At 69.9% G+C, this 14136-nt stretch carries 8 protein-coding genes; 6 read left to right on the plus strand and 2 right to left on the minus strand.

Features of this window, described 5'->3' with window-relative positions:
* Positions 1-67: 67 nt before the first annotated feature.
* The gene (locus tag ACEPPI_RS00200) at positions 68-2659 is read right to left on the minus strand and encodes a transglycosylase domain-containing protein (protein ID WP_373913200.1); all 2592 of its coding nucleotides are present in this window, start codon (positions 2657-2659) and stop codon (positions 68-70) included.
* 270 nt (positions 2660-2929) lie between these two features.
* On the opposite strand from ACEPPI_RS00200, the gene ACEPPI_RS00205 reads away from it, so the two are divergent.
* From ACEPPI_RS00205 to ACEPPI_RS00215, 3 genes are all read left to right on the plus strand, one after another.
* A complete protein-coding gene (locus tag ACEPPI_RS00205; protein WP_373913201.1) occupies positions 2930-3532 on the plus strand; it encodes a helix-turn-helix transcriptional regulator in 603 nt (200 codons plus the stop codon).
* A 50-nt stretch (positions 3533-3582) separates the two neighbouring features.
* On the plus strand, positions 3583-4665 hold the full coding sequence (locus ACEPPI_RS00210) for an inositol-3-phosphate synthase (protein WP_267033841.1): 1083 nt from the start codon (positions 3583-3585) through the stop codon (positions 4663-4665).
* 106 nt (positions 4666-4771) lie between these two features.
* Positions 4772-6046: an MFS transporter gene (locus ACEPPI_RS00215; protein ID WP_373913202.1), complete on the plus strand. Its 1275-nt coding sequence runs from the start codon at positions 4772-4774 to the stop codon at positions 6044-6046.
* A gap of 93 nt (positions 6047-6139) precedes the next feature.
* Here ACEPPI_RS00215 and ACEPPI_RS00220 read toward each other — a convergent pair whose 3' ends face one another.
* A complete protein-coding gene (locus tag ACEPPI_RS00220; protein ID WP_373913203.1) occupies positions 6140-7600 on the minus strand; it encodes a CCA tRNA nucleotidyltransferase in 1461 nt (486 codons plus the stop codon).
* Between the two features lie 184 nt (positions 7601-7784).
* Here ACEPPI_RS00220 and ACEPPI_RS00225 point away from each other — a divergent pair, with 184 nt between their 5' ends.
* From ACEPPI_RS00225 to ACEPPI_RS00235, 3 genes are all read left to right on the plus strand, one after another.
* Entirely contained in the window at positions 7785-10052 is a 2268-nt protein-coding gene (locus tag ACEPPI_RS00225) for a DUF6049 family protein (RefSeq protein WP_373913204.1), read from the plus strand.
* 46 nt (positions 10053-10098) lie between these two features.
* Positions 10099-12273 carry a murein biosynthesis integral membrane protein MurJ gene (murJ, locus tag ACEPPI_RS00230; protein ID WP_373913205.1) on the plus strand — a complete coding sequence of 725 codons (2175 nt, stop codon included), beginning with the start codon at positions 10099-10101 and terminating at the stop codon, positions 12271-12273.
* Positions 12274-12399: 126 nt separating this feature from the next.
* On the plus strand, positions 12400-14121 hold the full coding sequence (locus tag ACEPPI_RS00235) for a protein kinase family protein (protein WP_373913206.1): 1722 nt from the start codon (positions 12400-12402) through the stop codon (positions 14119-14121).
* Positions 14122-14136 lie beyond the last annotated feature (15 nt).

Here is a 14136-nt window from a genome sequence, read left to right on the forward strand (position 1 = left end):
GGCCGGACGCGCGGGAGGGCCGCCGCACGGGGTGCGACGGCCCTCCCGGGTGAAGGCGGGTGCGGGATCAGCCTCCGCCACCGATGGTGGCGCCCCAGTTGGTCACTCCGCCGGGCCGGCCGGGCCGGCCGGTGGGGGGCGTCGTGGGCTGTCCGGTGGTGCCGCCGGCGGGGAGGCCGCCGGCGTTGCCACCGTTGCCGTTCCCGCCGTTGCCCGTGCCGGCGGCCGTCTGCGGGTCGCAGTAGAGCTTCCACGGCTTGCAGGACGGCTTGCCGCCGTCGGACGGGGACGGGGAGACCATCGACGGCGAGGGCGACGCCGAGGTCGAGGGTGAGGTCGAGGGCGAGGGGACCGCCGCCGGCGTGGGCGTCGGGGCGCCGGCCGCGTCCGCGACGACGCCGATGTCCTCGGCCTCCGGGAAGTCCTTGGACGGGGTGCCCTTGAGGGCCTCGCGCATGTACTCGGTCCAGATCACGGCCGGGATGTCACCACCGTGGATGGAGTCGACACCGCCCACGTGGTTCATGGACAGCAGCTTGCGGTCCTTGCCCTTGGCGTTCGGGTCGTTGCGGAAGAGCGTCACCGAGGTCGACAGCTGCGGGGTGTAGCCGACGAACCAGGCCGACTTGTTCTGGTCGGTGGTACCGGTCTTGCCGGCGGCGGGCCGGCCGAGCTTCTTCGCCTTGGTGCCGGTGCCGTTCTCGACGACGTTCTGGAGCACCTTGGTGATGTTGTTCGCGACCGCGTCGTCCATGGCTCGGGCCTCCTTGGGAGGCCCGAAGCCGGGCAGGGTCTTGCCGTCCTTCTGGACCGTCTGCACCGAGTAGGGCTCGCGGTGCGTGCCGGACGCGGCGAAGGTGGCGTACGAGTCGGCCATCCGGATGGCGCTGGGGGTCGAGGTGCCCAGGGCGAAGGAGGCGTTGTCGTTGTCGTCCATCGACTCCTCCAGGATGCCGGTGGACTTCGCGACGGAGCGGACCTTGCTGTGGCCGACGTCGAAGACGAGCTGGGCGAACGGCACGTTGATCGACTGCCGCATCGCCTCGTTGAGGGTCACGTAGCCGTGGGCCTCGGGGCTCTCGTTCTTCTGCCGGAACGGCTTGCCGTCCTTGTCGAGGAGCGGCTTGCCCTCGCGGTTGTTGATAACCGTGAGGTCGTCGGCGTTGTACTTGCTGTCGATCGAGATGCCCGAACCCTTGGAGTTCTGGGTGCCGTACTCCAGGGCCGCGGCCAGCACGTACGGCTTCCAGGTCGAGCCGACCGGGACGCCGGAGGTGTTGGCGTTGTTGGTGAAGTGCTTCTGGTCGAAGCCGGGACCGCCGTACAGGGCGACGATCGCGCCGGACTTCACGTCGACCGAGGCGGCGCCGAACTGCACGAACGTGTCGTACTCGGGGCGGGCCTTCTCGTCGAGGAAGTCGTTGCGGGTGTCCTCCACCGCCTTGACCAGCGCGTTCACCCGGGGCTTCTCGAAGGTGGTGCGGATCGTGTAGCCGCCGAGGGCCATCTTCTCGGCGCTGATGTCGCCGGTCTTCATGACGTACGACTTGGCGACGTCGACGAGGTAGCCGATCTGGCCGGTCAGGCCGCGGCCCTGCGCCAGGTCGACGCGCTCGGGGAAGTCCTTGTACTTGTCCCGCTCGGACTGTTCCATCCGCCCGACCGCGACCTCCCGGTCGAGGACCCAGGCCCAGCGGCCGCGGGCCCGCTTCTCGTTGGCCTCGGGGGTCGCCGCGGAGCCGACGCCGCCGTCCGGGTTGTAGAGGTTGGGGCCCTTGAGCATGGAGGCGAGGAAGGCGCTCTCGGACGGGTTGAGGTCCTTGGCGTCCTTGCCGAAGTAGGCCCGCGCGGCGGCCTGGATGCCGTAGGCGTCCCGGCCGTAGTACGCGGTGTTCAGGTAGCCGGCGAGGACGTCGTTCTTCGGCTTGGACACACCCAGCTTGATCGCGATGAAGAGCTCGGTGACCTTGCGCTTCAGGGTCTGCTCGGAGTCCAGGTACATGTTCTTCACGTACTGCTGGGTGATCGTCGAGCCGCCCTGGGTGGAACCGCCGGTGGCCATGTTGACCACGGCACGGGCGATGCCCATCGGGTCGACGCCCTTGTCCGTCTCGAAGGACTGGTTCTCCGCGGCGATCACGGCATTCCGCATCGACACGGGAATCTGGTCGATCGGCACGATCTGGCGGTTCGTGGAGCCGCCCGTCGCGACCATCTGAGTGCCGTCGGCCCACTCGAAGACGTTGTTCTGCGCCTGGGCCGCCTTGTTCGGGTCGGGCGTGCCCACGCTGGCGATGCCGATGCCGGCGCCGGCCACGATGACCGCGAAGAAGCCGAGTGCCGTGCCCCCGACCAGCTTCCAGGAGGGCACGAAACGCTTCCAGCCCTCCTTCCCGGCCCGCGGGTAGTTGATGAGCCCGCCGCCCTTGCCCCCCTTGCCACCTGCGCGGCCGCGGCCGGCGGCTCCTCGCTGGGTGGCCCGGCGGGCGTCGGACCGGCTGCCGGGCGGGTTCTGTCCGGCGGCCGGGCCGACGGACGAAGCGGTGGGCACGTTCCGCCCGGGGCCGGAGCCCCGTCCGGGGTGCGGCTGGGCAGCACGGCGGGGGGCGGCGCGGCCGCCACCTTGGGGCTGCGGTGGTTTGCGGCGGTGCTCGCTCATCGAACGACTACTCCTCGGGCAGGCGAGTGGCCTGGAAGCGGCAGGTGATTCCGGTTCCCCCGGTGTCTTGCCGCACAGACTACGCACGGTCAAAACCCAACCAGTGCCGAAGTTCACCCCAAATCAGGCAACCTGCGTCGTACGAATTGGTGATGTGACGCCGGTCACTACGTCACCACTTGTCGCCGGAGGCGGCCCGTTCTATCGTCTGGATGTATCGAGCCGATACATCAGCTCGGCATAAACTCAGAGGCGGAGAGGAGCAGGCGGATGAGCAGGCGCTCAGGCATCCTCGAATTCGCCGTGCTCGGCCTGCTTCGCGAATCCCCCATGCACGGGTACGAGCTGCGCAAGCGGCTCAACACCTCGCTGGGGGTCTTCAGGGCGTTCAGCTACGGGACTCTCTATCCCTGCCTCAAGACGCTGGTCGCCAACGGCTGGTTGATCGAGGAGCCGGGCAGCGCCCCGGAAGACGCCGTCGCCGCTTCACTCGCAGGGCGCCGCGCCAAGATCGTCTATCGGTTGACGGCCGCGGGTAAGCAGCACTTCGAAGAGCTTCTCTCCCACACCGGCCCGGACACCTGGGAGGACGAGTCCTTCGCCGCCCGCTTCGCCTTCTTCGGCCAGACCGAACGAGAAGTGCGGATGCGCGTGCTGGAGGGCCGCCGCAGCCGGCTGGAGGAGCGCCTGGAGAAGATGCGCGCCTCCCTCGCCCGGACACGGGAGCGCCTCGACGACTACACGCTTGAGCTGCAGCGCCACGGAATGGAATCCGTGGAGCGTGAAGTGCGCTGGCTGAACGAGCTCATCGAGAGCGAGCGGGCGGGACGGGATCGGATGCGACCCGGTCCGCCCGACGAAACTGCAAAGTGAGGCCTGCATCTCGCAGGCCTCGTTCCGAGAACAAACAGGGAGCAACCGGAATGGGTTCGGTTCGCGTAGCCATCGTCGGCGTGGGCAACTGCGCCGCCTCGCTGGTGCAGGGCGTCGAGTACTACAAGGACGCCGACCCGGCGGCCAAGGTCCCCGGTCTGATGCACGTCCAGTTCGGCGACTACCACGTGCGTGACATCGAGTTCGTCGCCGCGTTCGACGTCGACGCGAAGAAGGTCGGCCTCGACCTCTCGGACGCCATCGGCGCCAGCGAGAACAACACCATCAAGATCTGCGACGTCCCGAACGCGGGCGTGACCGTGCAGCGCGGCCACACCCTGGACGGCCTGGGCAAGTACTACCGCCTGACCATCGAGGAGTCCGCCGAGGCTCCGGTCGACGTGGTCCAGATCCTCAAGGACCGTCAGGTCGACGTCCTGATCTGCTACCTCCCCGTCGGTTCCGAGGCCGCGGCGAAGTTCTACGCCCAGTGCGCCATCGACGCCAAGGTCGCCTTCGTCAACGCCCTCCCGGTCTTCATCGCCGGCACCAAGGAGTGGGCGGACAAGTTCACCGAGGCCGGTGTCCCGATCGTCGGCGACGACATCAAGTCGCAGGTCGGCGCCACCATCACGCACCGCGTGATGGCCAAGCTGTTCGAGGACCGCGGTGTCCGTCTTGAGCGCACCATGCAGCTCAACGTCGGCGGCAACATGGACTTCAAGAACATGCTGGAGCGCGACCGCCTGGAGTCGAAGAAGATCTCCAAGACGCAGGCCGTCACCTCGCAGATCCCCGACCGTGAGCTCGGCGAGAAGAACGTCCACATCGGTCCGTCCGACTACGTCGCGTGGCTCGACGACCGCAAGTGGGCCTACGTCCGCCTCGAAGGCCGTGCCTTCGGCGACGTCCCGCTGAACCTCGAGTACAAGCTCGAGGTGTGGGACTCCCCGAACTCCGCCGGTGTCATCATCGACGCCCTGCGCGCCGCGAAGATCGCCAAGGACCGTGGCATCGGTGGCCCCATCCTGTCGGCCTCCAGCTACTTCATGAAGTCCCCGCCGGTGCAGTACTTCGACGACGAGGCCTACGCGAACGTCGAGAAGTTCATCAAGGGCGAGGTCGAGCGCTAGCCGAACCCCAGGGTCCTGACGGACATCTGGTCTTCGACTGCTCTTCCGCCGAGGGTCCCCGGGCAAATGTGTCCGGGGACCCTCGGCGTGTGTGACCCTTGCCCTCATGGCTGTCGTAGGTGATCTGCGCGTACTCCTGCGCCTGAGGGACTTCCGCAACCTGCTGGCCGTACGGCTGCTCTCCCAGGCCGCCGACGGGGTCTTCCAGGTGGCGCTCGCCACCTATGTGGTCTTCTCCCCGGAGAAGCAGACCTCACCCGCGGCCATCGCCTCGGCCATGGCCGTACTGCTGCTGCCCTACTCCGTGATCGGCCCCTTCGCCGGCGTGCTGCTGGACCGGTGGCGCCGTCGGCAGGTGTTCCTCTACGGCAACCTGCTGCGGGCCCTCCTCGCCTGCGTGACCGGCCTGCTGATCGTGGTCCACGCACCCGACTGGCTGTTCTACGCCTCGGCTCTGTCGGTGACCGCCGTCAACCGCTTCGTCCTGGCCGGCCTCTCCGCCTCCCTGCCCAGGGTCGTCGGCCCCGGCCAGCTGGTCACCGCGAACGCCCTCTCTCCCACCGCCGGGACCCTGGCGGCGACCGCCGGCGGCGGGCTCGCCTTCCTCGTACGGCTCCTCGTCTCCGACTCGAACGCCCTCGTCGTCCTCCTCGGCGCCGCCCTCTACCTGTGCGCGGGCCTGGCCGCCCTGAGGCTGGCCATCGGCCTCCTCGGACCCGACCATCCTCCGGGCAGCGTCCATCCCTCGGTCGTCGAGGGGGTCGCCCTCACGGCGCGGGGCATGGTCGACGGGCTCCGGCACCTTGCCGCCCGGCGCGAGGCCGCCCAAGCGCTCACCGCGATCACCCTGATGCGGTTCTGCTACGGGGCCCTGTTCGTGATGCTGCTCATGCTCTGCCGCTACGCCTGGTCGGACAACGAGGCCGACGGCCTGGCCCTGCTGGGCATGGCCATCGGGTTCTCCGGCGCGGGCTTCTTCGCCGCCGCCGTCGTCACCCCCTGGTTCGTCGGCCGGCTGGGCACCCGCAGATGGATGGCCGTGTGCGCCGCCGGGGCGGCCGTCCTGGTCCCCGCCCTCGGGCTGGCCTTCGCCACCGGGCCGATGCTCGTCGCCGCGTTCGTCCTCGGCCTGGCCACCCAGGGGGTCAAGATCTCCACCGACACGGTCGTCCAGTCCCAGGTGGAGGACGACTTCCGCGGGCGGGTCTTCTCCGTCTACGACGTCCTGGTCAACGTGGCCTTCGTCGGCGCGGCCGCCGTGGCCGCCCTGATGCTCCCGGCCGACGGCCGCTCCGCCGTCCTGGTCGTGAGCGTGTCCGTCCTCTACGCCCTCACCGCGCTGCTGCTCCGGCGCCGGGTTCGTGTTTCACGTGAAACATGAACCCGGACACCCGGACCGAGCCGTCGCCAATTTTTCACGTGAAACATCGGCGACGGCCACCGCGGGAAACGTCCCCGGGTGGCGAACCGCACATCAGCCCTGGGCAGCCCGGTCCGCCTGGGCGGCCCACCACTCCTTGAGGGCCACCACGGCGGCGTCGTGGCCCATCGGGCCGTTCTCCAGCCGCAGCTCCAGCAGGAACGCGTACGCCTTGCCCACCACCGGCCCCGGGCTGATCTCCAGCACCCGCTGGATCTCGTTGCCGTCCAGGTCCGGGCGGATCGCGTCGAGCTGCTCCTGCTCCTGGAGCTGCGCGATCCGCTCCTCCAGGCCGTCGTAGGTCCGGGACAGCGCGTTGGCCTTGCGCTTGTTGCGCGTGGTGCAGTCCGACCGGGTCAGCTTGTGCAGCCGGTCCAGCAGCGGGCCCGCGTCGCGCACGTAGCGCCGCACCGCCGAGTCCGTCCACTCCCCGTCCCCGTAGCCGTGGAAGCGCAGGTGCAGCTCCACCAGCCGGGACACGTCCTTGACCATGTCGTTGGAGTACTTCAGCGCGGCCATGCGCTTCTTGGTCATCTTCGCGCCCACCACCTCGTGGTGGTGGAAGGAGACACGGCCGTCGCTCTCGAAGCGGCGGGTCCGGGGCTTGCCGATGTCGTGCAGCAGGGCCGCCAGCCGCAGCACGAGGTCCGGACCGTCCTCCTCCAGCGCGATCGCCTGCTCCAGCACGATCAGCGAGTGGTCGTAGACGTCCTTGTGCCGGTGGTGCTCGTCACGCTCCAGCCGCAGCGCGGGCAGCTCCGGGAGTACCCGGTCCGCGAGGCCGGTGTCCACGAGCAGGCCCAGGCCCTTGCGGGGGTTCGCGGACAGCAGCAGCTTGTTCAGCTCACCCTGCACCCGTTCCGCCGAGACGATCTCGATCCGGTCGGACATCTCGCGCATGGCGGCCACCACCTCGGCGGCCACCTCGAAGTCCAGCTGCGCGGCGAACCGGGCCGCGCGCAGCATGCGCAGCGGATCGTCGGAGAAGGACTCCTCCGGGGTGCCCGGGGTCCGCAGCACGCCGGCGGCCAGGTCCTCCAGGCCTCCGTGCGGGTCGACGAACCGCTGCTCCGGCAGGGCCAGGGCCATGGCGTTGACGGTGAAGTCGCGCCGGACCAGGTCCTGCTCGATGGAGTCGCCGTAGGAGACCTCGGGCTTGCGCGAGGTGCGGTCGTACGCCTCGGAGCGGTACGTGGTCACCTCGATCTGGAAACCGTCCTTCTGCGCGCCGACGGTGCCGAAGGCGATGCCTACGTCCCATACCGAGTCGGCCCACGGCCGGACGATCTTCAGAACGTCTTGGGGACGGGCGTCGGTGGTGAAGTCGAGATCGTTGCCGAGACGCCCGAGCAGCGCGTCACGGACGGACCCGCCGACCAGGGCGAGACGGAAGCCCGCCTCCTGGAAACGGCGGCCGAGCTCGTCGGCGACGGGGGCGACCCGCAGCAGTTCGCTGACCGCGCGGCGCTGCACCTGACTCAGGGCACTGGGGTTGTCTTCATTGGCGTTCGGCACAACAGAAAAGGGTACGTGGCCCGCCCGGCAGGGGCTCCCTCGTTTCCCGGCGCCCCCCGTTCAGCTGCCCCCGGGCCGTGGCGATCATGTGGAGCAAGCCGCGGCACTCGCGCACAGCGCACCTCGTTACCATTCGTGGACGCAGAAACGACGACCACTGACACTTCGAGGGACGGGCGAGCGCGTGGCCGAGGCGGCAGACATCCAAGGGGCAGCTCCCGCCCCTGCCCGGCGCCGGTGGCTGCGGCGGGCGGTCGTCCTGCTGACCGGGACGCCGGTGCTGGCCGCCCTGATCTACGCCCCGGCCCCGCCGGCGCAGGCCGCCGACGGCCCTGTCGACGTCCAGCTGACCGAGGTCTCCCCCAGCGCTCCCGTCAAGAGCGACACGCTCACCATCCAGGGCAGCGTGGTCAACAACGGCCGCGAGACGATCAAGGGTGCCCACGTCGGACTGCGGGTCGGCCCCAGGCTCGGCGACCGCTCGTCCATCGGCGAGGTGGCCGACCGGAAGGGTTTCCGGCCCGGGGTGGACCCGGGCGAGATCGATTCCGCTTTCGCCGTGAAGATCGACTCCCTGCCGTCGAAGGTCGACCAGCAGTTCACGATCAAGGTCCCGGTCAACAAGCTCGACCTGGGCGCGGACGGCGTGTACCAGCTCGGCGTCTCCGTGTCCGGGACGACCGACAGCCGTCCGCACGAGCAGGTCCTGGGCATCCAGCGGACCTTCCTCCCCTGGCAGCCGGACCCCGCCGCGAAGCGGTCCTCCCTCACGTACGTGTGGCCGCTGATCTCCACCACGCACGTCAGCGCCGAGACCGGCTCGGACGAGGTGCAGACCCCCGTCTTCCTCGACGACTCCCTCGCCGACGAGCTGCGGCCCGGCGGCCGCCTGGAGCGGATGGTCTCGCTCGGCAAGGACCTGCCGGTCACCTGGGTCATCGACCCCGACCTGCTGACCACCGTCGACGCCATGGCCAAGGGGTACCGGGTCCGCAGCCCCGACCCCGACGGCAAGCCCGTGCAGGGCAGGAACAAGGCGCTGGCCGAGCAGTGGCTGAGCTCCCTGGAGACCGCCGTACAGGGCAAGAAGGTCGTCGCTCTGCCCTTCGCCGACCCTGACATCGCCTCGCTCGCCCACCGCGGCAAGGACGTCTCCGGCACCCTGGGCCAGTTGCGGCCCGCCACCGACAAGGCGAAGCAGGCCGTCGAGACGGTGCTCCACGTCACACCGTCCACCGACTTCTCCTGGCCCGTGGACGGTGCCATCGACCCGTCGATCGTCAACGTCGCCACCTCGGCCGGCGCGCACAACGTCCTGACCCGCAGCGACAGCCTCCAGGAGACGGGAACCCTCGGCTACACCCCGAGCGCCGCCCGCCCGATCGGCGCGGGCACCACCGCCGTCGTCGCCGACGCCGACCTGTCCACCGCCTTCGACGGCGACATGGCCCGCGCCGGGAACTCCACGCTGGCCGTCCAGCAGTTCCTCGCCCAGAGCCTCGCCCTCAACCTGCAGAGCGGCGAAGAGCCCCGCAGCTACGTGGTCGCGCCCCCGCGCAGGCCCACCGCCAGCCAGGTGGAGTCGATGGCGACCGCCCTGCGCGGTCTCCAGGCTGCCCGCTGGACCCAGCCCTCCGACCTGGAGGCGGCCGCCGCGGCGAAGCCCGACCCCGGGGCCGCGACCCAGGTCCCCGGTGCGGGCCAGTACCCCGAGGCACTGAGCAAGCAGGAACTGCCGGTGTCGGCGTTCGAGCAGATCCGTACGACGCAGAACACCCTCGACCACTTCAAGGTCATCCTCACCGCGCCGGACCGCGTCGAGATCCCCTTCGGAAACACCACCAACCGGGAGATGTCGACCTCCTGGCGCGGCCGCCCGGACGAGGGCCGCGTCTACCGGGACCAGGTCCAGGACTACCTGATCGGGCTCACGGACAAGGTCAAGGTCGTCCCCAAGTCGGACGCCACCCTGTCCGGGCACAGCGCGACCATCCCGGTCAGCGTCCAGAACAGCCTCGTCCAGGATGTCCACAACCTCGTACTGCGGGTGAAGTCCGCGAATCCCACCCGTCTGACCATCGGCGACGGTGGTGAGGACGAGCAGGAGGTCTCCGTCCAGGGGGGCCACAGCCAGACGGTAAAGTTCACCGCCAACGCCACGGCGAGCGGCCCGGTCGAGGTCACCGCACGGCTCTTCACCAAGGACGGCGTGCCGTACGGCAAGGAACGCAGGTTCACCGTCGACGCCACCGAGGTCACCCCCACCGTCATGCTCGTCATCGCGGGCGGTGTGCTCCTCCTGGTCCTGGCGGGCATCAAGATGTACGCCAGCCGCAAGCGCGTCGCCGCGCGGGCGGTTGCCGAGGAGAGCACGCAGCCGAGTGACGTGTCCACGGACACCGGACCGCAAAGCACCGAGGGGTCCGGGACCAGTGAGACAGTGGACCGTTGAGCGATGCCGTGGCCGGTCGGCCTGGGGACGATGAGGTGGGGTTGCGATGAACGCGCCGTACGACGGTGACCGCGCGCAGGGCACTGGTGGGCCGACGCCCCCCCAGGGCACTGCTCCGGGCGCTCCGGTGCCCGGGCAGGTTCCCGCGCCCGCGCCCGCGCCGGACCACGACCCGTATGTCCAGGACGCCTACGACTACGACCCCTACCGGGGGCAGGACCTGTCGGCCCAGGATCCCGTCGCCGAGGTCCTCTACGACCGGGCCTCGCACCCCCCGCCGCCGCCGGGCACCTACCAGGAGCCGGGTCCGCTCTACGCGGCCCCGCAGGCCCCCTCGCACGGCCCCGACCCGCGCGTGTGGGCCCAGACCCCGCCGCCCGAGCCCGACGGCCCCTCGCGCCACCTGCCGTACGGCGACCACGCGACGACGACGCAGTTCGTCGGGGTGGACTCGCTCGTGACCGAGGCCGCCGAGGAGCGGCCGGAGGCCGACGCCTTCACCCACCTCTACCGCGACCAGCAGGCCGCCCCGGGCACCCCGGTCCAGGAGGCGCCCGTCGCGGCCCCCGCGCCGACCAAGCCCGCCGGGCGGGCCTCCAGCCTGCTCAAGTCGAGCGCCCTCATGGCGGCCGGCACGATCGTCTCGCGCATCACCGGCTTCGCCCGGACACTCGTGATCGCCGGCGCGATTGGCGTCTCCGCGCTCAACGACAGCTACCAGGTCGCCAACACCTTGCCGACGATGATCTACGTGCTTGTCGGCGGCGGCGCCCTCAACGCCGTCTTCATCCCGCAGCTCGTGCGTGCCATGAAGAACGACGACGACGGCGGAGAGGCTTACGCCAACCGACTGCTGACCCTCGTCGTGGTGCTGCTGGGTGCGGTCACCACTGTCTGCGTGCTGGCCGCACCGCTGTTCATCGGCATGATGTCGCAGAAGATCGCTGACGATCCGCAACGGCTCGACGTCGCAGTCGCCTTCGCCCACTACTGCCTGCCCACGATGTTCTTCATGGGCGTCCATGTGGTGCTCGGTCAGATCCTCAACGCCCGCGGCCGGTTCGGCGCGATGATGTGGACCCCGGTCCTCAATAACATCATCGTCATCGCCACCTTCGGCGCCTTCATCTGGGCCTTCGGCGGCTCCACCATCACTGGTGTCTCGGAGAAGACCATCACCCCGGAGGGCGTTCGCCTGCTGGGCATCGGCACCCTGCTCGGTCTCGTCGTCCAGTCCCTGGCCATGCTCCCCTACCTGCGCGACGCCGGCTTCAAGCCCCGTCTGCGGTTCGACTGGAGGGGCCACGGACTGGGCAAGGCCGCTGGTCTGGCGAAGTGGACATTCTTCTTCGTCCTCGCCAACCAGCTCGGGCTCGTGGTCGTCACCCAGCTCGGAACCTGGGCGGGCGACGTTGCCTTCTCGCAGGGACACGGCGGAACCGGCATCACCGCTTACAACTATGCGCTGTTGCTGTGGCAGATGCCGCAGGCCATCATCACCGTCTCCGTCATGACGGCGGTTCTGCCGCGCATCTCCCGCTCCGCGCACGACGGGGACGCGGCCGCCGTCCGCGACGACATCTCGTACGGGCTGCGCACCTCGGCCGTCGCGATCGTGCCCTGTGCCTTCGCCTTCCTGGCCCTCGGCGTACCGATGTCCACGCTGCTGTACGCCAGCGCCGGCAAGGACGCCGTCAACATCGGATACATCCTGATGGCCTTCGGCCTCGGCCTGATCCCCTACTCCGTCCAGTACGTCGTCCTGCGCGGCTTCTACGCCTACGAGGACACCCGGACCCCCTTCTACAACACCGTCATCGTCGCGGCTGTCAACGCCGGTGTCTCCGCGCTCGCTTTCTTCCTCCTCCCGGCCCGCTGGGCGGTCGTGGGCATGGCCGCTGCGTACGGCCTCGGTTATGCGGTCGGCGTCGGCGTCGCCTGGCGGCGCCTCAAGACCCGCCTCGGCGGCGACCTCGACGGCGCCCACGTGATGCGGACCTACACCCGGCTGATCGGCGCCTGCGTGCCGGCCGCCGCGGTGGCGGGCGGCGTCGCCTACGGCATCACCCACTGGCTGGGCAGCGGAGCCGCCGGTTCCCTCGTTTCACTGATCGGCGGCGGCATCGCGCTCGGCGCGGTCTTCCTGATCGCCGCGAAGCGGATGAGGATCGAAGAGCTCAACTCCATGGTCGGAATGGTCCGCGGACGACTGGGCCGCTGATGCGAAGACCCGTTGACGGACCGGACCCCGATCGCGTGTCGTGCAGAGCGCCGGACTGTGGGCACAATTGGCATGGCTTCGCAGACTGGCCGACAGCGCGCAACGGATGGGGAGGCAGGGACGACGGTGGCGGAACGTAGCACGGCTGCCGTCGACGTGGCCGACAACAGCGGCGAAGAGCCGCTGACCGCACACGCGGTCAAGGCCACGGCCGACGGGGTGGACACCCAGAACGGACGAGCCGCGGACGGATCCATGCCCGAGAAGGACGGCGAACGCAGAAGTACGGCCCCCACGGCCGCACCCGAACTCCACAGCGGCCACAAGCTGGCGAGGCGCTACCGGCTGGAGGAGTGCGTCACCCGTCTGGACGGATTCAGCAGCTGGCGGGCGATGGACGAGAAGCTCCGCCGCGCGGTGGGCGTCCACCTGCTCCCAGCCGACCACCCGCGGGCCCGCACGGTACTCGCCGCCGCCCGCTCCTCCGCCCTGCTCGGCGACCCCCGGTTCGTCCAGGTCCTCGACGCCGTGGAGGAGAACGACCTCGTCTACGTCGTCCACGAGTGGCTGCCCGACGCAACCGAGCTCACCGCCCTCCTCGCGGCCGGCCCGCTGGAGCCCCACGACGCCTACCAGCTGGTCAGCCAGGTCTCCCAGGCCATGGCCGCCGCCCATCGCGAGGGCCTGGCCCACCTGCGCCTGACGCCCAGCGCGATACTGCGCACCTCCACCGGTCAGTACCGCATCCGCGGCCTCGCCGTGAACGCCGCCCTGCGCGGCATCACCAGCGAGACCCCGCAGCGGGCCGACACCGAGGCCATCGGCGCACTGCTGTACGCCGCCCTCACCCAGCGCTGGCCCTACGAGGACGACGCGTACGGCCTGCGCGGCCTGCCCAAGGGCGTCGGCCTGCTCGCGCCCGACCAGGTCCGGGCCGGTGTCCACCGGGGTCTCGGCGAGCTCGCCATGCGCGCCCTCGCCAACGACGGCGCCACCGCGTCCCGTCAGGAGCCCGCCTGCACCACGCCGGAGGAGCTCTCCAAGGCCGTCGCCGCGATGCCCCGCATCCGGCCGCCCGAGCCCGCCTTCACGGCCCCTCCGGAGTACCAGCACACCACCTACCAGCAGGGCAGCTACGGTCGCCCGGCCCCCGTCGGCATGCCCACGGCGCCGATCTCCGTGCCCGTGCCCCCGCCGGCCCCGCTGCAGAGCCGCACCGGCCGCGCCCTCAAGTGGAGCGTCGCCGCCCTCCTGATCGCCGCCCTCGGCCTGGGCAGTTGGCAGCTCGCGGACGCGCTCCTGGGCCATGGGAAGCAGGGCACCGGCGAGACCACGCACACCCAGCAGCAGAAGTCGGACGACAGCCCGGAGAAGAAGGACCCCGTCCCGCTCTCGGTCAAGGGAGCTGCGGAGTACTACCCGGACGGCACCCCGCAGAACGAGGACGGAGTCTCCAAGACCCTCGACGGGGACTCCTCGACGTACTGGCGCACCAAGAGCTTCGTCGACGGCCCCGATGTCAAGATCAAGCCCGGTGTCGGGATCATCTACGACCTCGGTTCCGAGCAGGAGGTCAGTGCCGCCTCGATAGGGCTGAGGTTCGAGGGGGACCACACCACGCTGGCGCTGTACGCGACCGACTCCATGCACCCGAAGAAGTCGGTCGGCGACATGAAGAAGATCGCGGGCACCAAGACCAGCGACACCACGGTCAACCTGACCACCGAGCACCCGGTCAAGACGCGTTACGTGCTCCTGTGGATCACCGCAATGCCGTACGCGCCCTACGACAACTTCAGCAACGCCGGCTTCAAGCAGGGCATCACGGACGTGAAGTTCAAGGGCTGACGCACGCCAGGGGAG

It is taken from the genome of Streptomyces sp. AB3(2024), from assembly GCF_041862025.1.
GTDB lineage: Bacteria > Actinomycetota > Actinomycetes > Streptomycetales > Streptomycetaceae > Streptomyces.